Genomic DNA, 22,462 nt, shown 5'->3' with positions numbered 1-22,462 from the left:
TTATTCCTCCAGTAGTTTCTTTTCAAGTACGTCAATTAAGTTGTTCAGTTCTTCAAATGTTGTTAAATACGTATCCAGGTCTCCACCAAATGGATCGATGACATCTTCATCTCTATCTAAAACATATTCTTTTAGAGTAAAGGTCTTATCTGCCATTTGAGGATATACTTGTAATAATGCTTCTTTATGCCCACCTGTCATAGTTAAAATCAAATGTGAACTCTGTAGTTCCTCAATATTCACCGGCTGCGAAATATGGTCATGGTCTATGTGATGCTTTTGTAACGCAGCCTGAGCATTTGCTGACATTGGCTGTCCCGGCATTGCATAGATTCCCGCTGATTTAACTTCTACTCCTGGTAAGTTTCTTGATTTTAAAATAGCTGCTGCCATGGGGCTTCTACAAGTATTACCTGTACAAATAAAGTAAATTCTCATCGTGCACTCTTACCCTTCATTATATAGTATAACGCTGACGAAATGTTCAAATTTTTTATAAATTTAGTGAAAAAATACCCATCAAAAGTAATGCAGCTCCTGCAAGCATCTGTAGATATATACCTAAAGCTACTGGAATTTTCTTATTTAAGGTTAAAGCAATAAAGGAAAATAGGAAGGCAAAAATCCCCATACTGCATATAAGCAGTGTCTCCCTTAGTTGAAGCATACCAAAAGATATGCTCACTGAAAAGGTATCAAGACTTGTTGTAATAGCCAGTATGACGACCGGAATCGTTGCTGGCCTTTGATCTTTTGCCGCTAGTAATAGTTGTACACCAATTAAACTTAATAATATACCAGAAATATTTTCGGCTAAGCTCGATATATAGGATGCAAGCCATTCACCTACGTGGAAACCGATTAAAGGAAACAACATGTGAAGGGCACCTGTCCATAGAGATAGCCAAAAGCGATATTTTACATTTGGCAATAGCAAATAAATTGTCAACACATCTATTGCTGTAAATATAGCTGCAAGTATTTCTGCCAAAACAGCACTCCCTTCTCTACCACAATCTTTTATATCCTATGAAACGAAGTTCTTCTTCATTCCAGATTGAGGATGGGAGAAAAAAGGGGGTACTAATTTTTAATAATAAAAAATGCTTCCTATATAATAAGAAGCATTTTTTATTTTACTGAATTTAACTCAAGGGCGCGGGTAAAACTCCCACGAAAAGTATAAGACCTCCAAAAAACCAAAAACTTAGTTATCATTAATCATTTGGTTTAGAAGTAGTGGAAACAACTACGCTTTCCACGGGCGAGCGCCGAGCCTCCTCGCTGCGCTGCGGGGTCTCGCCTGTCTTGCTATGCCGCAGGAGTCTCCGTTGTTTCCACTACAATTCAATTTTTGTACAAATGATAATAATAATTTAATACCTACTCAGTCTTTCAGTATGCCTGAAACGCCCTTTATTATATATTGTTTGGCGTATACCATTTGCCGCCTGCTGATTTTTCCAAGCGATTCATAATCGCTGCGCCTACACCTTCTGTTGAAGTAGCAGTAGCCAGCACTATCTGTGCATCTGTAGAATCACATGCGCGCAAGGCATGAAAAAGATGTGACGCCATTTCATCCTGTGTGTTACCAATTGAAAAGAACCAATCAGGTGATAACTCTTTGAAGGATGGCGGTGCAATCAATGCTACCTTATAATGCTTCGCTTGCAAATGTTGAATCGCCTCTTGGACAATCTGTTTGTTTCTTTCAATTAAGTATACGGGTGCATTCGGAGCATAATGGGTATATTTCATTCCCGGCGCTTTCGGGGCGCCTTGTTCCTGCTCTATATGTGTAGGCTGTTCAACTGGCCCTATCACTTCTTCTAGCATCTCTTTTGTAATCGCACCCGGACGTAAGATTACCGGTATTTCCTTTGTTAGATCAAGGACAGTTGATTCAACGCCAACACCTGTCGCCCCTCCATCTAATATTAAAGGAATTTTTCCGGCTAAGTCTTGTTCCACATGAATAGCTTCCGTTGGGCTTGGTTTGCCGCTTCGATTTGCGCTTGGCGCTGCTACCGGCATACCTAAAGCTTGCAATAATTTTAACGCTACAGGGTGACTCGGCATCCGAATACCGACAGTATCTAGGCCTGCTGTTACGCTTTTCGCAAAGACATTTGGCTTTGACTTGAAAATCATGGTTAATGGTCCTGGCCAAAATGCATCCATACACTTCACCGCTTTTTCAGAAATGCTATCCACATATTTACTAAGCTCTTCCTTCGTGCCGATGTGAACAATTAGCGGATTATCAGACGGCCTTCCTTTAGCACTGTATATTTTTTTGACTGCTGCTTCATTTGTAGCGACAGCTCCAAGTCCATAGACTGTCTCTGTTGGCAACGCTACAATCTCACCTTCAGCTAACAAATTCACAGCTTGTGTATAACTTTTTTCAGATTCCACATTGTTATCCACAACAAGCCGTTGCGTTTCCATTCGATTACCTCCCGATAAACCTTATTTTTCAGAAAGTTATACACAATTTGTTGATAACATTCTCTGAAATGTGGACAAGTTTGCACAATTTTGTGATTAACTCTCATCCTAAAATATTTTTTTGAACCATTCAACGATGAAAAACTTTGGTTTTTCTTCTTCTTTTTCTTTTTTCTCATCTTTTACTTCTTTATCTTTATAGCAAACCTTAGGAAATAAACCACACCACCAATTGTCGCCTTTCCCTGCGCCGATGGTGACAACGACTGCTTTATAGACATCCTGTGCATACATTTTGTAATCATCACGTTTTGGCGGAAATAAAGCTTTCGTTGTTTGGACATTGATTTCGCCCGACTCAATCTTTGGTGCCAGCGTTCTTTTGATCTCACTTTCAATTGTGGATAAGTTAATGGAGCCTGAGCTATTGGCCATCTCTTTTTCTATAATCGGTTTTATATTTTCTAAGATCTGCTTTTTATAAAGTTGGTCTGCTTGCGAGTTGCTATTAGCAATAAGGCGGAATCTCGGCTGTGCCAAATCCGCGCTATATTGTTGTGTAGCAACACTTTGAAAAATAAGAAGCAGTAATTGGATAAGTAATAAAGATGTTATGAATAATAAAAGTGTCGCCACTTGTGATTGTTTTTTTGGTTGTTTAATAGATTCATAAGACACGATTTCAGGTTGTTTGATTGTATAGTAATCTTCTAGCATATTGTATCCCCTCCATGAAACTATCATGGGCAAAGAGATTACTATTTATACATCAATTTCACAAAAAACCATTCGATCGTTTAAATTAATATCTTTTAATAGCTCAACCTTGGCATCAGGAAAGCTATCTTTGAATAATTGGACGACAGCTGGACCTTGTTTATAACCAATTTCCAATCCTATGAAACTAGGTTTTGCCATAATACTTGGTAATGTTTCTGCTAGTTTTCTATATAAGGCTAAACCATTTTCTTCTGCAAAGAGTGCTGTGTGCGGTTCATGATCTAAGACAACCTCAGACATCTCCGCCGCCTCTTGATAAGCAATATAGGGCGGGTTTGATAAAACAATTTGCCACTTTTGTTGAACGATTGGTTCTGTCAAATCGCCTTGCAAAAAACATATATCTGCACTCAATCGTTTGGCATTGTTCTCCGCTACCAATAATGCTTGTGGCGAAATATCAGTTGCTGTCACCTCTAGTAGAGGCATTTCTTTTTTCATCGTGATAGCGATTGCCCCGCTGCCTGTCCCAATATCTGCAAGCTTTATCTCTGCTCCGTTTTCAAATATTCGCTGAGCTCGTTTTAACGCTTCTTCCACCAATTCTTCTGTCTCCGGTCTCGGTATGAGGACGGAAGGATCGACTGTAAATGTTCGTCCGTAGAATTCTTCTGAACCCGTGATATATTGGATTGGCGTCCCTTTCGCATGTGACTCAACCATTTGCCAATACGCTTGGTTTTGCTCTGCTGTTAAAGGCTCCCTCATACTGATTAATAATTCAGTATGTGACTTATTTAATGCATGCTGCAATAGAAGTCTTGCAGCAATTTCCTCTCGACCATGTTCCTGCAAAAAAGAAGAAGCCCCATTCAGGGCCTCATAAATGTATTTAAAGGGCTGTGTCATTTAGCGCATCCAACTTCTTCGCTTGTTCTTCCAAAATCAAAGCATCAATCAACTCATCTAATTTCCCATCAATAATTTGGTCGAGTTTTTGGATGGTTAAGCCAATGCGGTGATCGGTCACACGGTTTTGTGGATAATTGTACGTACGGATACGTTCAGAGCGGTCACCTGTACCTACAGCTGATTTACGTTCTGCATCATACTCGCTTTGTGCATCTTGCTGCAATTTGTCGTACACGCGTGCACGCAATACTTTCATTGCTTTCTCTCTGTTTTTCAATTGAGAACGTTCATCTTGCATTGCTACAACAATCCCTGTAGGAATATGTGTCATACGAACAGCAGATGCCGTTTTGTTGACGTGCTGTCCACCTGCACCAGATGCATGGTAGATATCCACACGAATATCTTTATCTTGCAGATCTAATTCTACTTCCTCCGCTTCTGGCATTACGACAACAGTTGAAGTGGATGTATGAACACGTCCTTGGGATTCTGTTTCCGGAACGCGTTGTACCCGGTGTGCTCCGCTTTCAAATTTGAATTTTGAGTAAGCGCCTTGTCCGTTGATCATAAAGACAATCTCTTTGTAACCGCCAAGCTCAGTTGGGTTAGCGTTCATGATATCAATTTTCCAGCCTTGCGTTTCTGCATATTTGCTGTACATGCGGAAAAGTGAATTAGCAAATAATGCTGCTTCGTCTCCGCCTGCAGCTCCACGGATTTCCACAATAACGTTTTTGCTGTCATTCGGATCTTTCGGGATTAGTAAGATGCGCAGGCGTTCTTCATAATCAGCAATATTACTTTCAAGCTCATTTACTTCTTCTTTTACCATTTCTTTCATGTCTGCATCTAATTTATCTTCTAGCATTTCGCGTGCTTCAGCTAGTTGCTCTTTTGCAGATTTATATTCACGGTAAACTTCTACTGTTTCCTGAATATCCGATTGTTCTTTTGAATATTTCGCTAGCTTTTTCGAATCGGATACAACATCCGGGTCACTTAGAAGTTCGTTTAATTTTTCATAGCGATCTTCTACAGCTTGTAAGCGATCAAACATATATTTCACCAATACCTTTCTGTATCTGTAGTAAGTTTATTGTCCTTACGGATCAATGGTTAGTCCGTTTCAGCGAACTGTCCACAAAGCGTCCGTTTTAGTGTTACGTACCAATCAGCGGAGATTGAACAAAATCCCATGATTGGCCATCACTTTATGAAGGAAAGCAGGGTCCTGTCGACGCTGCTAAAAAGGATTCTGTTTTATGTGCTCCATTTATTAGTATAAAGAAAAACAGCAAGGCATGCTACTTTTTTGAAAATTTCATGATTTATTTTAATCCCCATATAGGCTTAATACTGAGTGGCATTAAATTTCACAACACTAAAGACTGAAGTGCTGTATTTCTGCAGAATAATCCCTATAGCGCAAATGAAAAAAGAGCAGCCAGCAGCCACTCTTCGTAACCCGTTGACGGGCATTTTCTGTCATCTCTTTATCGATTGAACGGATCAAGTTTTAACAGCGTTTCACTTTACTTGTGTTTGACTTGCCGGTACAACATGGTGGTGTCTACAGCGAGGCTCATATGCCTCCGCAGCGCCCACTAAGATAACAGGATCATCCGCCTTAGCAGGTTGTCCATTAATTAGCCGCTGTGTGCGGCTTGCAGGTGATCCACATACACTGCATACTGCTTGAAGCTTTGTTACCTGCTCCGCAATCGCCATCAGTTGTGGCATTGGCCCAAAAGGAACTCCTTTAAAGTCTTGGTCAAGTCCCGCTAAAATAACTCGATATCCATGATTCGCTAGTTGTTGAACAGTAGCAATAATATCCTCTCCAAAAAACTGAGCTTCATCAATTGCTACCACATCTACATCATCTGAGAGATAGCCCCACATGTCTGTAGATTGTGAAATAGGATAAGCGATAACCGTTGTGCCATTATGGCTTACAACAGCTTCTTCGCTATAGCGATTATCTATTTTAGGTTTAAACACAACAATCTTTTGTTTTGCAAATTGCGCTCTTCGTACACGGCGAATCAGCTCTTCTGATTTCCCAGAGAACATACTACCGCAGATTACTTCAATCCAGCCATTTTGAGTCATTACATACATGAAGTAGACCCCTTTCAAAACATATATCCATCATCATATCGAAAAAGAGGACATTTTTCTGCTCTTTTTTTTCGCTCTATTTTGTGATATGTATGATTATTTTTTCTCGTTTTAACAGATAAAAACTCTCTTTAGTGAAAGAAAAGCCTACCAAAATCAGAGAGGAATTAAAAAAGCCCTCACCAAATTGTAGTGTGACTTTCATTAAACAACGTGCTTAATACTACACGAAAATAGCCTATGCCGCAAGAAAAATACCTGCCGCGCAATAGGCGCAAGGCAGGTATTAGAAGTTTTCAGTGATTTATTTAAGACCGTATTTTTTGTTGAAACGATCCACACGTCCATCAGCAGACGCGAATTTTTGACGGCCAGTATAGAATGGGTGACATTCGCTGCAAAACTCAACGTTGATGTTTTCTTTTACTGAACCTGTTTTGAAAGAATTACCGCAAGAGCATGTTACAGTAGCTTCTTTGTATTCTGGATGAATTCCTTGTTTCATGTGTAATATCTCCTCTCGCCCTGAACCATCTGGAACAGAGTATTATCGAACTGTTGCCTTACACGACCCAGTTTTTGTTTGCCGTATATGCAACACGTATGAAATGCAATAACCATAGTATAGCAAGTCCCGACAGAAGATGCAACAAATTAATTCGAGGAATTTAAATTAGTCCTTTGCCATTACGTGCAGCTTTCATATCGGTATTTAGCGTATCAAAAAACTCTTCATTTGTCTTTGTATTACGCAATTTTTTCAAGAAACGCTCCGCAAAATCTGGAGAGTCCGAGAAGGTTTTTCGAATTGCCCACAGCTTATCCAACTGTTCTTTTGGAATAAGAAGTTCTTCTTTCCGCGTGCCGGAGCGGCGGATATCAATAGCTGGGAAGATACGTCGTTCAGCAAGGCTGCGATCTAGATGTAGCTCTAAATTTCCTGTACCTTTAAATTCTTCGTAAATGACTTCATCCATACGCGAGCCGGTATCGATTAAAGCTGTAGCCAAAATAGTCAAACTACCGCCTTCTTCAATGTTCCGAGCAGCACCGAAGAACCGTTTTGGTCGGTGGAAAGCCGCAGGGTCAATACCGCCTGATAACGTACGACCACTTGGTGGGATAACAAGGTTATAGGCGCGAGCAAGCCTTGTGATAGAATCCATTAAAATAATCACATCACGTTTATGTTCAACAAGACGCATAGCACGTTCAAGAACAAGTTCTGCGACTTTCACATGATTTTCTGGCAGTTCATCGAATGTAGAACTTACTACATCCGCATTTACTGAACGTTCAATATCTGTTACTTCTTCCGGTCGTTCATCTATCAATAGCACAATTAATTCTGACTCAGGGTATTTCTCCGTAATGGCATTTGCGATTTCTTTCATCAGCAATGTCTTACCCGCTTTTGGTGGAGCGACGATTAATCCCCGTTGTCCAAAACCGACTGGAGCCACTAAATCCATAATACGAGTAGATAGTTTTGACGGTGTTGTTTCTAATTTGATGTGTCTATCAGGATACAACGGCGTAAGCGCAGGGAAAAATACACGTTCTTTGGCCACTTCTGGATCCTCGCCATTGACAGCTTCAACATGTAAAAGTCCGTAGTAGCGTTCATTTTCTTTCGGCGGACGAACTTTCCCCGTTACCTTATCTCCATTTCTTAAGCTAAAACGTCGAATTTGGGATGCAGATATATAGATATCCTCAGAGCTTGGTGAATAGTTGATTGGGCGCAAGAAACCAAATCCTTCTTGTTGGATGATTTCAAGCACACCTTCCATAAAGAAATAACCTTCACTTTCGGCACGGGATTTTAAAATTGCAAAAATCAGCTCTTTTTTTGTCAACTTGCCATAATACGAAATTTTATATTCTCTAGCAAGCGCATAGAGATCTTTTAATTTCATATCTTCAAGTTGAGAAATTGTCATTGTCGTCATAGGCAATACACCACTCTTGTTTAATATTGTAAAAATCACGAAATGAGGATGAGAGTTATCCCGCACGAACGGGCAGCCCCACCTTCACTTTGGTGTAAATGAGAATTTAGGTGGGCCATAACTGCCAGTAATAGACCGATTGGGGCAGCGAAACTTTGCCAATCCGTCATAGGCTTAATTGAACCAATCGAGTTCACAGGTTCTGCATCAAGACATTCCGAGTTGATGCAGAAACAGTGGAACCGAACTAACACTCATTGTAAAGAAAGCACCTGAGTGAAGCTTCACTACTTTGTCATTGGGAATGGAATTTTAGCGAGAAGAGACCCGGCAAATGCCGGGCCAAGTAAAATAGAAGTTTAATCTTGCATAAATAGTTTTGGTTTTTTTGTTAAACTATGTCTACCTTCAACAAAACGAACAGTTCCTGATTTTGCACGCATTACAACCGACTCTGTCGTACAGTGCCCACCTTTGAATTGGACGCCTTTCAAAAGTTCGCCATCTGTTACGCCAGTTGCTGCGAAAATAGCATCATCGCCTTTAACCAAATCTTCCATTTTTAACACAGTGTTAACGGCGATACCCATTTTACGGCAGCGTTCTACTTCTTCTTCGTTAGATGGAATAAGCTTTCCTTGAAGCTCTCCGCCTAGGCATTTTAGTGCAACTGCTGCAATAACGCCTTCTGGAGCTCCACCTGTGCCGAACAGAATGTCTACGCCTGTTTCGTCAAACGCTGTGTTGATTGCTGCTGCTACATCGCCATCCGTGATGAATTTGATACGAGCACCTGCAGCACGGATTTGGTCAACGATTGGTTGGTGACGATCACGATTTAATAGTGTTGCCACTACGTCCTCGATGTTCTTATTTTTCGCTTTTGCTACCGCTTTAAGATTATCGATTACAGGTGCATCGATATCAATCTTACCTGCGGCTTCTGGTCCAACTGCGATTTTATCCATATACATATCCGGCGCATGAAGCAAGTTGCCTCGGTCGGCAATCGCAAGAACTGTGAGTGCATTCCCACTTCCTTGTGCAACAATATTTGTGCCTTCTAGCGGATCAACTGCAATATCCACTTGAGGACCAGCTGGATCTGAACCGAGTTTCTCTCCGATGTATAGCATAGGCGCTTCGTCCATCTCGCCTTCGCCAATCACTACTACCGCGTCCATTGGAATGGAATCAAATACTTGGCGCATAGCTGTTGTTGCCGCATCATCTGCTTCCATCTTTAAGCCACGGCCCATCCATCTTGCTGATGCGATTGCTGCTGCTTCTGTCACACGAACTACTTCCATAGATAAACTGCGTTTCATTTTTAACTGTTCCTCCCATTTCCATCTTGATGACTGATTCGTTTTCACACTAAATCTATTATAGCACACAGTTTTTGTTGTGCCTGATTATTTTTAGTTAAAACGCTTTGCCGCTTGGTTTGCAGATTCTGTTTCGATTGACTCTCGATGGATATCTGCTCCTAAATCCTGTAGCTTAGCAATAATATCGCTGTAACCGCGCTCAATATGGAAAATATCATGGACTTCGGTATTTCCTTTTGCTAACAAGCCCGCGATAATAAGTGCTGCTCCCGCTCTCAAATCTGTTGCAGTAACTGTAGCAGCTTCTAGCTTTGTAGGACCTGTTAAAATGGCCGAACGCCCTTCTACTTTGGCAACTGCACCCATTCTGCTAATTTCGTCTATATGCTTAAAGCGAGCGGAATAAATGGTATCTGTAACGATAGAGGAACCGTTTGCTTGCGTTAACAGCACAGTGAATGGTTGTTGCAAGTCAGTCGGGAACCCTGGATATACAAGCGTTTTAATATCCACAGGTTTTAAGCTTTTAGGCTTAGGAATAAAAATTCGTTCTTCTTCTTCCATGACTTCTACGCCCATTTCACGTAGTTTTGCCGTGACTGCTTCTAAATGGAGTGGAATAACATTATCGATAGTCACGCCATCTCCAATAGCAGCCGCCATAATCATATAGGTACCCGCTTCAATGCGGTCAGGAATAATAGTATGGTTCGTGCCATGCAATTCTTCGACGCCTTCAATCCGAATTACGTTAGTTCCAGCTCCTTTGATTTTGGCGCCCATATTTGTGAGCAATGTGGCAACATCAATAATTTCTGGCTCTTTTGCTGCATTTTCAATAATCGTTTTGCCTGTTGCAAGCACTGCTGCCAGCATAATATTAATCGTTGCACCGACACTGCTAACATCTAAGTAAATTTTTGCTCCACGCAATTCTTCTGCACGCAAATAGATAGCTCCATGTTCATTAGTCACCTGCGCACCTAAGGCTTCAAAACCTTTAATATGCTGGTCAATAGGACGAGGGCCAAGATGACATCCGCCAGGCAAGCCGATAACTGCTTTTTTGAAGCGGCCTAGCATAGCTCCCATTAGGTAATACGATGCGCGCAATTTTTTGACATTGCCATTAGGCATCGGCATATCCACCATAGAACGTGGATCTATAACCATACGACCATCATCAAATTCTACATTTCCGCCAATTTCCTCAAGCAAAGTCTTTAGTGTCCAAACATCTAAAATTTCTGGCAATCCTTCGATTGTTACAGGAGAATTGGCCAAAATGGAAGCAGGGATTAAGGCTACTGCACTATTTTTTGCGCCGCTGACTTTAATCGTGCCCTTTAGAGGTTTTTCACCCGCAATTTTATACACGTCCATCTCATTCTCCTTAATTATTTATCTTTGTTTGCCCAGTCTTTCATGAAGCCTTCGATCCCTTTATCTGTCAAAGGATGATGGAATAATTGTTTCAACACTTTATATGGTGTAGTGGCGATGTGTGCGCCTGCTAGAGCAGCTTCTGTAATGTGTCGTGGGTGACGAATAGAAGCAGCGATAATTTGTGTTGGTATCTCGTGAATAGCAAAAATCTCTGCAATTTCTCTTACTAGTTCGGTACCATCTTGACCAATATCATCTAAACGGCCTAAGAACGGAGAAACATACGTAGCACCAGCACGTGCAGCCATTAAAGCTTGGTTTGCATTAAAGATTAACGTCACATTCGTTTTGATTCCTTCTGCCGTTAGCGCAGCACAAGCAGTCAAACCTGCGGGTGTGAATGGCAATTTAACCGTAATATTCGGCGCGATTTGAGCTAATTCATGACCTTCTTTGATCATGCCCTCTGCATCTAAGGCAATAACTTCCCCACTAATAGATCCATCTACTAAATCTGCAATCTCTTTCAAACGATCATGGAATGAGATGTTTTTCTCTTTCGCTACTAGTGAAGGGTTTGTTGTTACACCTGAAAGAATCCCCCATGAGTGTGCTTCCTTAATTTCATCAAAATTGGCTGTATCAATAAAAAATTTCACTTCTATTTCCTCCTAATGATGGAAAAATGGAGAAGTCCCGGATTCAAACCGGTTCCTTCTCCCATTCCTCTCTATTTAAACTATATGCTTATGCTTTTTGAGAGCTACCGAACTCGCGCATTTTTCCGATAACAGTGGCTTTAATTGCCTCGCGAGCAGGACCTAAGAATTTACGTGGATCGTATTGTTCTTTATCCTTGTCCAAAAATTCGCGAATCGCTTTTGTAGCAGCAATTTGGTTTTCAGTATTCACGTTAATTTTTGCAGTACCCAATGAGATAGAACGTTGAATGTCTTTTGTAGGGATACCTGTTCCTCCGTGAAGTACAAGTGGAAGATCTGCCAGTTTTGAGATTTCTTCCATTTCTTTAAAGCCCAAGTTTGGTTCGCCTTTGTATGGACCGTGAACTGAGCCCAATGCAGGTGCTAAACAGTCTATTGCTGTCGCTTCTACCATCTTGCGGCATTCCTCTGGGTCAGCATACTTAATGCCGCCGATTACGCCATCTTCGTCGCCGCCTACTGTACCAAGTTCTGCTTCTACAGAAACACCGTGTGCATGCGCATACTCAACTACTTTTGAAGTGATTTCAATGTTTTCTTCAAATGGATGGTGAGATGCATCAATCATGACAGATGTAAAGCCTGCATCAATCGCCTCTTTACATTTTTCAAAACTTGAACCATGATCTAAATGAATTGCCACTGGCACAGTTGTGTTATAGCTTTCCATTAGGCCTTTAACCATTTGAACAACGGCAATAAATCCACCCATATATTTCCCCGCACCTTCAGATACGCCTAAAATAACTGGTGATTTTTCTTCTTCTGCCGCTTGTAGAATTGCTTGTGTCCATTCAAGATTATTAATATTGAATTGACCTACAGCATAGCTATTTTCTTTTGCTGTAATTAACATTTCTTTCATTGAAACCAAAGCCATTAGTAAATCCTCCTTTAGGATGTAATGTAACATGGTGTTATGTTATATTGAGTATTTCCCTTCTTATCATAACAAAAAGAATAAGCATTGACTACCGACAATACTTATTACACAACTATTTTTATCACAGTATCTCTTACTTCTAAAATATTAAATGGTTTTGCGAAAAAGTAATCTGCTCCGCAATTTTCAGCTTCATTCATCACTTCTTTGTCGCTGTCTCCTGTCATCATAATCACAGGCAAATCTGCATAAGTTTCTTTTATTTTTTTTAATATTTCCAGACCGTGCATACCTGGAATTTTCATATCTAATAACACGCAGTCTAGCATGTTATTTTCAAATATTTGTACCGCTTCTGCTCCATTAGATGCAAGAAGTGTTTCAAACCCCTCATTTTTAAAAACCTCGCTGAGAAGCATTCTGATGCCTTGCTGGTCGTCGACAATTAATATTTTTTTCATATACCTTTCTGCTACAAAAATACAGGCAAATATATTTTATCTATGCTAGACATACCCTGCTTCATAAACTCTTAACCGCCAGTATATTTATCCTGTAAGCACTTTCAGAATCACCTTTTCATTATTTTCCAAACGATGGCTAATCCCAATCTATACAGAAATAAAACCTACTATAGCGAATAAGTCCCATACCATTAACAATTAACTACAGCTTAATATATGTGTGTTTTCATGCTAGTCTAGCGTGCAGTTTTTATATCCTATCTGTTGTTTTTGCCTGTCCTTATAGCAGAATTCACCTCTCCTTCGATGGTTGATATATTGATGATTTTGATTAATTACAATTAAAATCTTTTAACTATTTCTGTTTCTTTTACTTTTTTGCACTTTATTGGAAATTCAAAATCATTCAAGACATTTGCATTCAGCAGCGTACCGAATACAAATCTCGTCAGTTTCATTCCTCCTACACCAAAAATAGCAAACTCTATAAGAATACTAGGAGTTCGCTAAACAAGGAGCTAAATGAAATGTAGAACTCATATATTAGTAACTATTGATAAAATATCTTTCCATTTTTTAGCACTTGTATATATTGCAATTTTAAACTTTATTGTCCCCTTATTATACTCTATTCGCCCATTATTTTTATTTTCCTGCATTATTAGATAAGTTTTTATTTTAACAAGCTCTCTTTCACACAAAAAAATTAAATAATATCACAATATGAGAACCATTTCAGGGCTCTATTTTGCAATTGGATTATACCCATTTATAATGAAGGTGAGGTGAATGGAATGTTAAAAATGTTATCTACCCAAATCGGCGGCTTGTTAAAGCGAGTGGCTACAGACCAAGAAGAAGCAATCGAGGAAACTGCCCGTCTGCTTGCACAAGCTGGAATTGGAGAAGGGTTTGTCTATTTTGCATGCTTTGATGAGCTAAAGGCTGTAGAAGTCAATGCTATGCAAGCTGCAGAGCCTTTCCAACAATTGCGCCCTTTTACCCCGGAAGCGAATATTTCGGATATTGACCGTGTATGTATCTTCGCACGAACCGCACATGATCCAAATGCATTAAAGTTAGCTCAAACTTTATACGATGCATTTATCCCCTTTGCAGTTGTGGCAAGTGAGAAAGTTGAAAATGCCGGAAAAATGGCCGACCTAGCTTATACGTATATTTCTATGGATATTAAAAAAGGATTGTTACCGAATGATTTGGGCGAGCGTATTGTCTTACCACATACGCTAACAGCTTTGTTTATCTATGAGGCGATCAAGATGTCTTATGATGAAATGGTGGATGGGCTATAATTCTAAGCCATCCCTTAGGAGATATTTAAATTATTTTAACTAAACAATAAAGAAAAAACCAGGCTAATGTATCAGCCTGGTTTTACTTTTGTTTCATTTATTTCACAGAAGCGCCAACAAACTCGCGGAATAACGGTTGTGGACGGTTAGGACGTGAAATGAATTCTGGATGGAATTGACATGCAACAAAGAATTTTTTCTCCGGCAATTCAATAATTTCTACTAAACGATCGTCAGGAGAAGTTCCTGAGAAGACTAGTCCTTCTGCTTCCATCGCTTCACGGAACTCATTGTTGAATTCATAACGATGGCGATGACGTTCATATACTAGTTCATCATTATAGATTTCACCTGCACGAGATCCTTCTTTTAATTTACATGGATATAGGCCAAGGCGAAGTGTGCCACCTAAATCTTCTACATCGATTTGGTCAGGTAGTAATGCAATGACTGGATATTTCGTTTCTGCATCCAATTCAGCTGAATGTGCACCTTTAAGTCCAAGTACATTGCGTGCAAATTCAACTGATGCAAGCTGCATGCCTAAACAAATACCCAAGAATGGTACATCTTTTTCACGTGCATATTGGATTGCTAAAATTTTACCTTCTACTCCACGATCACCAAATCCACCTGGTACTAAAATACCGTCAGCGTCATGTAATAATTCTTTTACATTTTCTTCTGTTACGTCTTCTGCATTGATAGCATTCACTTCTATATCTGTATCATGTGCGTATCCAGCATGTTTCAATGCTTCTACTACAGAGATATAAGCATCTTGCAACTCAACGTATTTTCCGACAAGTGCAATTTTCGTTGTCTTTTTAAGGCTTTTTACTTTATCGACTAAAGCTTTCCAATCAGCCATATCTGCTTGTGGTGCTTCAATGCCAAAGTGTTCTAAAACAATGTCATCAATGTGTTGCGCTTGCAGATTTAACGGGATATCATAAAGGCTTTCTGCATCCACGCATTCAATAACTTCATGCGGTTTTACATCGCAGAATAGCGCTAGTTTTTCTTTCATTTCTGTTGGCACTGGGCGATCTGAACGTACCACCAAAATGTTTGGTTGAATACCTAATGAACGTAACTCTTTCACTGAGTGCTGAGTCGGTTTCGTTTTTAGCTCGCCTGCTGCACCAATATAAGGGATAAGTGTACAGTGTAAATAAAGGACATTTTCATTTCCAAGATTGCTTTTCATTTGGCGAATTGCTTCAAGGAATGGCAATGACTCGATATCGCCTACTGTTCCGCCGACCTCTGTGATGACGATGTCTGCACTTGTTTCGCGGCCCGCACGTTGGATGCGGTCTTTAATTTCATTTGTGATATGCGGAATCACTTGTACAGTACCACCGTTGTAATCTCCGCGGCGTTCTTTTTTCAATACTGTTGAGTAAACTTTACCAGATGTCACTGTTGAGTGTTTACCTAAGTTAATATCAATAAAACGCTCGTAGTGGCCTAAGTCTAAATCAGTTTCTGCGCCATCATCTGTAACGAACACTTCACCATGTTGGTATGGGCTCATAGTTCCTGGATCGATATTGATGTATGGATCAAATTTTTGAATTGTTACATTCATTCCACGGTTTTTTAACAAACGTCCAAGTGATGCTGCTGTGATCCCTTTACCTAATGATGAAACTACGCCACCAGTTACAAAAATATATTTGGTCAATGAAAATTCCTCCTAGTTAGTGCTGAAGATAGGTTTTTAAAAAAACAAAAAACGCTCCTCCCGCAAATAATTTGCAGGGGGAGCGTGAAGTTTCACGGTCAATCTCCTTTTTTAAGGAGCCCAAGTAAAAGGTTAAATGATAACTCAAAAGAAGTCAAGAAGTTAGTCTCTTTCTTTTTCTTCCAATTCATCTTCTTCATCGTCATCTTCATCTTCATCTAGTTCAAACTCTTCGTCATCCATATCGATATCTTCTTCTAACTCTTCTTCATCGATATCTTCGAGATCACCAGCATCAAATGTTTCTTCCTCTACCGCTTCTTCTTCAGCTTCATCTTCATCTAGGAATTCATCAAAGTCTTCTTCAAACTCAATTTCTTCTGCGTCGTCATCTAAATCATCTTCTTCAACGACTTTTGCTTTTTTCTTGCGTACTCTTACAGTTGGAGCTGTTTCTTCTTCTACTTGATCAATTGCATACCATTCACGAACACCCCAGCGATTTTCGCCCAAAGCAATAAAACGGCCATCGATATTCATATCTGTATAAAATTGAGCAGAAGCAGCTTTCATTTCTGCCTCTGAGCGTGCACCTAGGTCTACAATCGCTTGCATTATTTCAGTAAATGAAAGTGGTTGGTGCTTTTCCTCCAAAATTGCATATGCTAAATTAATTAATGATTCTTCTGTTAATTGTTCTTCATTTAATTCACGAAGGTTCAAATCATGCACGTCCTTTCTTGTCCTAAACATCATATCCATTTTGAACTTCTTATTACTGCTGTCACGCCTAAGGAACCAAATTTGGATCGTTCAAGAGTTCAACAGTATTGTACTATGCCAGATACTTAATCCACAACCAATACCTGACTGATTTGTATGGGCAGCCATAACTATCAATAACTTTGAGTCAACTTGTGCTTCTTTCACGGCACAACGAATCCTTATATTATCTTATATTCATTGTTGCACGAATCAATTCTTCTTCTTTTCTAAGCGTAAGCGGTAATAGCCATATGCAAAAAGGTAGATCGCTAAGAGCAGGAATGAGACTGCGCCAAGTTGCTTATCATAGGTAAAATAAGTCAAAATCAAGCACAATAGTATTACTATGAAATGAATCGCGATTTTCACTGCATTCTCACTCCTTCAACAATAGTCCCATCCAATATAAGTCAAAAAGAAGAAGGCCTAATCGTAGGATTAGACACTTCCTCATATGAACAAATAAACGTTGTTTGAATAAAGCATACTCCTGATTTTATGATTCGTAAAGCCTAAAGAGCAAGAATTCAAGTGAGAATAATGAAAGGAATGTTTCAGCTACATATTTCTTCTATATTGGCCGCCAACTTCATATAGAGCATTTGTAATTTGGCCAAGACTCGCAACCTTAACTGTTTCCATTAATTCACCAAAAATATTGCCGCCATTTTTTGCTGTTTCTTTCAGCTTGCTAAGTGCAGCATCCACTTCATCCTTGTGGAGTTCCTTAAAGACTCGCAAATTCTCAATTTGTGTCTCTTTTTCCTCTTTAGAAGCTCGTGCGATTTCCATCGAGTTAATGGACTCCTGTGAAGGAGGATTTGGATTTAAATACGTATTAACACCAATAATCGGCAGTTGCCCTGAGTGTTTCAGCGATTCATAATGCATAGACTCTTCTTGGATCTTACCACGTTGGTATTGAGTCTCCATTGCTCCTAACACACCCCCGCGGTCATTCATTCTGTCGAATTCCTCAAGCACTGCCTCTTCCACTAGCTGTGTCAATTCTTCGATAATAAATGCTCCTTGCAGAGGATTTTCATTCTTAGTGAGACCATGTTCTTTTGTGATGATCATTTGAATGGCCATTGCGCGTCTCACCGACTCTTCAGTTGGCGTTGTGATGGCTTCATCATATGCATTTGTATGCAATGAATTGCAATTGTCATGCAGTGCCATCAACGCTTGCAAGGTAGTCCGGATATCGTTAAAGTCTATTTCTTGTGCATGAAGACTTCTTCCCGATGTTTGGATATGGTATTTTAATTTTTGACTACGTTCATTAGCACCATATAAATCGCGCATCGTAACAGCCCAAATTCTTCTCGCTACCCGACCTATTACACTATACTCAGGATCAAGGCCATTTGAGAAGAAGAAGGAAAGGTTTGGCGCAAAGTCATCGATGTTCATGCCACGGCTTAAATAATATTCAACATAGGTAAAGCCATTCGCTAATGTGAATGCAAGCTGTGAAATTGGATTAGCGCCCGCTTCTGCAATGTGGTATCCAGAAATCGAAACAGAGTAATAATTCCGCACTTTTTCATTAATGAAATACTGCTGGATATCCCCCATCATCCGAAGTGCAAATTCTGTTGAGAAGATGCACGTATTTTGACCTTGGTCTTCTTTTAAAATGTCAGCCTGTACAGTACCGCGAACGACATTCAACGTATTGGCTCTTGTTTCCGCAAACTCTTCCACAGTCAGTGTCCGGCCAAGCTCGCTCTCTCTCAAACGTACTTGTTGGTCAATCGCAGTATTCATAAACATGGCTAATATAATAGGCGCAGGACCGTTGATTGTCATTGACACAGAGGTTGAAGGCGCACATAAATTGAACCCGTCATATAGCTTTTTCATATCATCTAGCGTACAAATGCTGACACCTGATTCCCCTACTTTACCGTAGATATCCGGCCGTTCATCTGGATCTTCTCCGTACAATGTCACGGAATCAAATGCGGTAGATAAGCGTTTTGCATCGTCATCTTTCGATAGATAATGGAAGCGGCGATTTGTTCGTTCCGGTGTTCCCTCACCAGCAAACTGACGTTTTGGATCTTCTCCTTCGCGTTTAAACGGAAAAACACCCGCAGTATACGGGAATGCACCCGGCACATTTTCAGCATAAACAAAGCGCAAAATCTCGCCATAATCTTCGAACTTCGGCAATGCAACTTTAGGAATCTTGAGACCTGACAAACTCGTAGTCGTCAGCAATGTACGGATTTCTTTGTCGCGCACTTTCGTTACTAATTCATCGCCGCTATAGCTTTCTTTCAGCGTATGCCAATTTTTCAGTATTTGCTTAGATTCTGCAGTAAGCTGATCTTTGACACCTTCCATTAGTTGATTCAGAGACTCAACAAGTGCTTCTTCGCCATGCTTTTCTTGGACAAGCTTTAGCGTGCCTTCTAATTGATATAGTTTTCTCGCTAGATCTGCTTGCTGTGCTGCCTTTTTATGATAGCTTCTCACCGTATCGGAGATTTCACGCAAATAGTAGCGGCGGTCATTTGGAATGATGACATTTTGTTTTTGCGTTTTAACAAATTGCTCATAAGATGTTTGCCAATCATAGCCACATTTTTCGTTAATGGTTCGAATTAATGCTGCAAATAATGAGTTGGTTCCCTTGTCATTAAATTGGCTCGCAATCGTTCCATAGACAGGCATATGATCAAGATTTTCATCCCACAATTCATGGCTGCGCTGATATTGCTTTTGAACTTGGCGAAGCGCATCTTCAGACCCTTTTCTTTCAAATTTATTGATGACGATTAAATCGGCGAAATCAATCATATCGATTTTTTCTAGCTGTGTAGGAGCACCAAACTCACTTGTCATCACATACATAGATAAGTCGGACACTTCTGTAATCGCTGCATCCCCTTGTCCAATACCACTTGTTTCTACAATGATGAGGTCGAAGCCAGCGACTTTGACAATATCCAGTACATCTCCTAAAGCTGAAGATAACTCCGTATGGGAATCTCGTGTTGCTAGGCTTCGCATGTAAACCCGATTATTAAAAATAGCATTCATGCGAATACGGTCTCCAAGCAAAGCACCACCTGTTTTTTGCTTCGTTGGGTCAATTGAAACGATAGCGATCTTTTTATCAGGAAATTCATGTAAGAACCTGCGGATCAACTCATCCGTCAATGAACTTTTCCCTGCACCACCTGTACCTGTTATCCCAAGAACCGGCGTATGTTTAGATAGCTTTCTTGCACGTTCCAAAAGCGTAGCTGTTTCTTCATTATCCCCTTCTTCTGCTGCTGTAATCAGCTGTGCCAGCAACTCAGGCTTCTCAGTTGAAAGTACGTCTAATTGATCAAGAAGACCTTCTTTGACTGTAGAAAAATCACTTCTTTCAATCATTTGATTAATCATGCCTTGCAGACCCAAATTCATACCGTCTTCGGGTGAAAATAGACCTTTCACGCCATATTCATGCAGTTCTTTGATTTCTTTCGGTAGGATAACGCCACCCCCACCGCCAAAAATGCCGATATGCGGGGCTTTCTTTTCATTCAACAGATCATACATATATTTAAAGTATTCCATATGGCCGCCTTGATAAGAGGAAATAGCGATCCCTTGTGCATCCTCTTGAATAGCTGCGTTTACTACCTCTTCAACAGAGCGATTATGCCCAAGATGAATGACTTCCACACCGCTAGATTGCAAAATGCGTCTCATAATATTGATAGATGCATCATGCCCGTCAAAAAGGCTAGAGGCTGTGACGAATCGTACATGATTCTTCGGTCTATAGATTTCAGCTTTTACCATTTTTATAAATCCCCCTTATTGAACAAAACTTCTCTCAATCCCTTATTAAAAAGAAAAGGCAAGGCTAGTGATCCACCCACATTGCTGTTTGTGTATTCCATCCTTGCGCCGTTCCACTTAGCTCAACATACCGTTTAATAATATGTTTGTTTGCATTTTGATATAATCTTCTATTTTATAATCTTTGCGCCATACCCATCTTCTAAATGCCCATGCCTGGCCTTGGATAACAATTTGATGTGCCAATAGTTTAATTTCCTTTGGCGAAAATTTCATTTGATCGAGTTCTACGCATCCTGACAGTAAATTTTCAAAAATGCCAGCCATTTCGATTTCTTTCGCTAATACATAATCAAGCGCATCTTTTGGCAAGGACTTTGACTCTTGGTACATCACGAGCATTTCATCTTGCATTGAATCCACAAGCATGTAATACTGCGTAATCGCTTCAATCAATCCCTCAATGCTCGCTTCTCGCTGCTGGAAAGGTCCCAATTGACACTGAACCTCAAGATAAATACGGTCGCAAACAAGGTAAAGAATATCTTCTTTTGTGCGGATATATTCATAAAGCGTTCCTATACTAAAGCCGGCTGATTTGGCGATTTCCCTCGTAGTAGTCCGATGGAAGCCTTTTTCTTTAAAGAGGCGAACAGCGCCCTGAATCATCTCTGTGCGCCTCTTTTCAATTAAGACTTCATCCTTAATCGAGGTATGAATCCGTTTTTTTTGTTCATTTTCCATACACTATTTCAAAAGCATACGAGAGATTACAAGGCGTTGGATTTCTTGAGTTCCCTCATAGATTTGAGTGATTTTTGCATCACGCATAAAACGCTCTACAGGATAATCCTTCGTATAGCCATATCCGCCGAATACCTGCACCGCTTCTGTGGTTACTTTCATCGCTGTATCGCCAGCCATTAATTTTGCCATCGCCGATTGTTTGCCATATGGCAGGTTATTGGATTCAAGCCACGCCGCTTGGTACGTTAACAGGCGAGAAGCTTCTGTTGCAGTAGCCATATCCGCTAATTTAAATGATATCCCTTGGTTTGCAGAGATTGGCTTACCGAATTGTACACGTTCTTTGGCATACAGTGTTGCTGCATCAAGCGCACCTTGTGCAATACCTACTGCTTGCGCTGCAATGCCGTTTCGTCCGCCATCTAAAGTTTTCATTGCAATTTTGAAACCGTCACCTTCTGCACCAAGCATATTCTCCTTTGGTACACGGCAGTTATCAAAGATGATTTCAGTTGTTGGTGATGAACGAATGCCCATTTTCTTTTCTTTCTTCCCAACAGAGAAACCTTCATAATCAGCTTCTACGATAAATGCTGACGTGCCATTTTTTGCTTCTGGATCTGTCACTGCGAATACTACGTAAATATCAGCGATGCCGCCATTAGTAATAAAGATCTTTGAGCCATTTAATATGTAGTGGTCACCATCCAACTTTGCAGTTGTTTTCATGCCGCCTGCATCAGATCCCGAACCAGGTTCTGTAAGGCCATAAGCACCGATTTTCTTCCCTTCAGCCATTGGGCGAAGATATTTTTGCTTTTGTTCTTCTGTCCCAAATTTATAAACAGGCCACCCAGCAAGTGATGTGTGTGCAGATAATGTTACACCTGTTGATGCACATACTCTTGAAAGCTCTTCTACAGCAATAACATAGGCTAAATAATCAGAGCCAATACCACCGTATTCTTCTGGCCAAGGTATACCTGTCAAACCAAGTTCCGCCATTTGATCAAAAATGGCACGGTCAAATGTTTCGTTTTCATCGCGTTCAGCAGCACTTGGCGCTACTTCATTTTCTGCAAAATCTCTCACCATTTTGCGTATCATTTCATGTTCTTCTGATAGTGTAAAGTTCATTGTCAAATCCCCTTTGTTTGATTTTTACTTTCTATCTTTTCACCGTGAAACCTAA

The 22,462-nt window shown here is 40.2% G+C and carries 20 protein-coding genes; 1 reads left to right on the top strand and 19 read right to left on the bottom strand.

The genetic code is table 11. From position 1 onward, the window contains the following. The 14 genes from M2M59_RS01710 to M2M59_RS01645 form a co-directional block, all read right to left on the bottom strand. Positions 1–438, bottom strand: coding sequence for a low molecular weight protein arginine phosphatase (locus M2M59_RS01710; RefSeq protein WP_147195417.1), 438 nt, complete (start codon positions 436–438; stop codon positions 1–3). A 55-nt stretch (positions 439–493) separates the two neighbouring features. Further along, complete coding sequence (locus tag M2M59_RS01705; RefSeq protein ID WP_249775272.1) at positions 494–991, bottom strand: manganese efflux pump; 498 nt, start codon at positions 989–991, stop codon at positions 494–496. 428 nt (positions 992–1,419) lie between these two features. After that, on the bottom strand, positions 1,420–2,454 hold the full coding sequence (locus M2M59_RS01700) for an L-threonylcarbamoyladenylate synthase (protein ID WP_249775271.1): 1,035 nt from the start codon (positions 2,452–2,454) through the stop codon (positions 1,420–1,422). A 108-nt stretch (positions 2,455–2,562) separates the two neighbouring features. Then, entirely contained in the window at positions 2,563–3,171 is a 609-nt protein-coding gene (locus M2M59_RS01695; RefSeq protein WP_249775270.1) for a stage II sporulation protein R, read from the bottom strand. Between the two features lie 45 nt (positions 3,172–3,216). Continuing rightward, the gene (gene prmC, locus M2M59_RS01690; RefSeq protein ID WP_249775269.1) at positions 3,217–4,083 is read right to left on the bottom strand and encodes a peptide chain release factor N(5)-glutamine methyltransferase; all 867 of its coding nucleotides are present in this window, start codon (positions 4,081–4,083) and stop codon (positions 3,217–3,219) included. Next, complete coding sequence (prfA, locus tag M2M59_RS01685) at positions 4,067–5,146, bottom strand: peptide chain release factor 1 (protein ID WP_249775268.1); 1,080 nt, start codon at positions 5,144–5,146, stop codon at positions 4,067–4,069. Before prfA ends, prmC begins: the two co-directional genes overlap by 17 nt. Before the next feature lie 470 nt (positions 5,147–5,616). Continuing rightward, positions 5,617–6,210 (bottom strand): thymidine kinase, encoded by a 594-nt coding sequence (locus M2M59_RS01680; RefSeq protein WP_066791731.1) that lies wholly within the window; start codon positions 6,208–6,210, stop codon positions 5,617–5,619. A gap of 304 nt (positions 6,211–6,514) precedes the next feature. Continuing rightward, positions 6,515–6,715 carry a 50S ribosomal protein L31 gene (gene rpmE / locus M2M59_RS01675; RefSeq protein ID WP_147195431.1) on the bottom strand — a complete coding sequence of 67 codons (201 nt, stop codon included), beginning with the start codon at positions 6,713–6,715 and terminating at the stop codon, positions 6,515–6,517. A 163-nt stretch (positions 6,716–6,878) separates the two neighbouring features. Then, positions 6,879–8,162, bottom strand: a complete 1,284-nt coding sequence (rho, locus tag M2M59_RS01670) for a transcription termination factor Rho (protein ID WP_066791729.1) — start codon at positions 8,160–8,162, stop codon at positions 6,879–6,881. Positions 8,163–8,521: 359 nt separating this feature from the next. After that, positions 8,522–9,490: a class II fructose-bisphosphatase gene (gene glpX, locus M2M59_RS01665; RefSeq protein WP_066791728.1), complete on the bottom strand. Its 969-nt coding sequence runs from the start codon at positions 9,488–9,490 to the stop codon at positions 8,522–8,524. A gap of 93 nt (positions 9,491–9,583) precedes the next feature. Then, the gene (locus tag M2M59_RS01660; RefSeq protein WP_066791726.1) at positions 9,584–10,876 is read right to left on the bottom strand and encodes a UDP-N-acetylglucosamine 1-carboxyvinyltransferase; all 1,293 of its coding nucleotides are present in this window, start codon (positions 10,874–10,876) and stop codon (positions 9,584–9,586) included. Positions 10,877–10,890: 14 nt separating this feature from the next. Further along, complete coding sequence (fsa, locus tag M2M59_RS01655; protein WP_147195433.1) at positions 10,891–11,538, bottom strand: fructose-6-phosphate aldolase; 648 nt, start codon at positions 11,536–11,538, stop codon at positions 10,891–10,893. Between the two features lie 88 nt (positions 11,539–11,626). Next, complete coding sequence (locus M2M59_RS01650) at positions 11,627–12,481, bottom strand: class II fructose-bisphosphate aldolase (protein WP_249775267.1); 855 nt, start codon at positions 12,479–12,481, stop codon at positions 11,627–11,629. Positions 12,482–12,588: 107 nt separating this feature from the next. Continuing rightward, entirely contained in the window at positions 12,589–12,945 is a 357-nt protein-coding gene (locus tag M2M59_RS01645; RefSeq protein ID WP_147195437.1) for a response regulator, read from the bottom strand. A 797-nt stretch (positions 12,946–13,742) separates the two neighbouring features. On the opposite strand from M2M59_RS01645, the gene M2M59_RS01640 reads away from it, so the two are divergent. Next, positions 13,743–14,261 (top strand): DUF2529 family protein, encoded by a 519-nt coding sequence (locus M2M59_RS01640; protein WP_249775266.1) that lies wholly within the window; start codon positions 13,743–13,745, stop codon positions 14,259–14,261. A 97-nt stretch (positions 14,262–14,358) separates the two neighbouring features. Here M2M59_RS01640 and M2M59_RS01635 read toward each other — a convergent pair whose 3' ends face one another. The 5 genes from M2M59_RS01635 to M2M59_RS01615 form a co-directional block, all read right to left on the bottom strand. Beyond that, positions 14,359–15,951, bottom strand: a complete 1,593-nt coding sequence (locus M2M59_RS01635; protein WP_249775265.1) for a CTP synthase — start codon at positions 15,949–15,951, stop codon at positions 14,359–14,361. 162 nt (positions 15,952–16,113) lie between these two features. Continuing rightward, a complete protein-coding gene (gene rpoE, locus M2M59_RS01630; protein ID WP_244946665.1) occupies positions 16,114–16,713 on the bottom strand; it encodes a DNA-directed RNA polymerase subunit delta in 600 nt (199 codons plus the stop codon). A gap of 561 nt (positions 16,714–17,274) precedes the next feature. Beyond that, entirely contained in the window at positions 17,275–20,523 is a 3,249-nt protein-coding gene (icmF, locus tag M2M59_RS01625) for a fused isobutyryl-CoA mutase/GTPase IcmF (RefSeq protein ID WP_147195442.1), read from the bottom strand. 117 nt (positions 20,524–20,640) lie between these two features. Then, positions 20,641–21,267: a TetR/AcrR family transcriptional regulator gene (locus M2M59_RS01620; RefSeq protein ID WP_249775264.1), complete on the bottom strand. Its 627-nt coding sequence runs from the start codon at positions 21,265–21,267 to the stop codon at positions 20,641–20,643. 3 nt (positions 21,268–21,270) lie between these two features. Beyond that, a complete protein-coding gene (locus M2M59_RS01615; RefSeq protein ID WP_066791712.1) occupies positions 21,271–22,407 on the bottom strand; it encodes an acyl-CoA dehydrogenase in 1,137 nt (378 codons plus the stop codon). Positions 22,408–22,462 lie beyond the last annotated feature (55 nt).

This window comes from Rummeliibacillus sp. G93, assembly GCF_023515935.1.
Lineage (GTDB): Bacteria > Bacillota > Bacilli > Bacillales_A > Planococcaceae > Rummeliibacillus > Rummeliibacillus stabekisii.
The sequence above is the reverse complement of the archived record's forward strand: the minus strand, read 5'-3'. Positions and strand labels throughout refer to the sequence as shown.

Excerpts from the sequence above, each read along its gene's own strand:
- M2M59_RS01695 (WP_249775270.1), bottom strand. The coding sequence starts at position 3,171 with ATGCTAGAAGATTACTATACAATCAAACAACCTGAAATCGTGTCTTAT.
- icmF (WP_147195442.1), bottom strand. The coding sequence starts at position 20,523 with ATGGTAAAAGCTGAAATCTATAGACCGAAGAATCATGTACGATTCGTC.
- glpX (WP_066791728.1), bottom strand. The coding sequence starts at position 9,490 with ATGAAACGCAGTTTATCTATGGAAGTAGTTCGTGTGACAGAAGCAGCA.
- prfA (WP_249775268.1), bottom strand. The coding sequence starts at position 5,146 with ATGTTTGATCGCTTACAAGCTGTAGAAGATCGCTATGAAAAATTAAAC.
- M2M59_RS01620 (WP_249775264.1), bottom strand. The coding sequence starts at position 21,267 with ATGGAAAATGAACAAAAAAAACGGATTCATACCTCGATTAAGGATGAA.
- M2M59_RS01645 (WP_147195437.1), bottom strand. The coding sequence starts at position 12,945 with ATGAAAAAAATATTAATTGTCGACGACCAGCAAGGCATCAGAATGCTT.
- M2M59_RS01640 (WP_249775266.1), top strand. The coding sequence starts at position 13,743 with ATGTTAAAAATGTTATCTACCCAAATCGGCGGCTTGTTAAAGCGAGTG.
- M2M59_RS01710 (WP_147195417.1), bottom strand. The coding sequence starts at position 438 with ATGAGAATTTACTTTATTTGTACAGGTAATACTTGTAGAAGCCCCATG.
- prmC (WP_249775269.1), bottom strand. The coding sequence starts at position 4,083 with ATGACACAGCCCTTTAAATACATTTATGAGGCCCTGAATGGGGCTTCT.
- rpoE (WP_244946665.1), bottom strand. The coding sequence starts at position 16,713 with ATGGATATGATGTTTAGGACAAGAAAGGACGTGCATGATTTGAACCTT.
- rpmE (WP_147195431.1), bottom strand. The coding sequence starts at position 6,715 with ATGAAACAAGGAATTCATCCAGAATACAAAGAAGCTACTGTAACATGC.
- M2M59_RS01680 (WP_066791731.1), bottom strand. The coding sequence starts at position 6,210 with ATGTATGTAATGACTCAAAATGGCTGGATTGAAGTAATCTGCGGTAGT.
- rho (WP_066791729.1), bottom strand. The coding sequence starts at position 8,162 with ATGACGACAATGACAATTTCTCAACTTGAAGATATGAAATTAAAAGAT.
- M2M59_RS01660 (WP_066791726.1), bottom strand. The coding sequence starts at position 10,876 with ATGGACGTGTATAAAATTGCGGGTGAAAAACCTCTAAAGGGCACGATT.
- M2M59_RS01615 (WP_066791712.1), bottom strand. The coding sequence starts at position 22,407 with ATGAACTTTACACTATCAGAAGAACATGAAATGATACGCAAAATGGTG.
- M2M59_RS01700 (WP_249775271.1), bottom strand. The coding sequence starts at position 2,454 with ATGGAAACGCAACGGCTTGTTGTGGATAACAATGTGGAATCTGAAAAA.
- M2M59_RS01650 (WP_249775267.1), bottom strand. The coding sequence starts at position 12,481 with ATGGCTTTGGTTTCAATGAAAGAAATGTTAATTACAGCAAAAGAAAAT.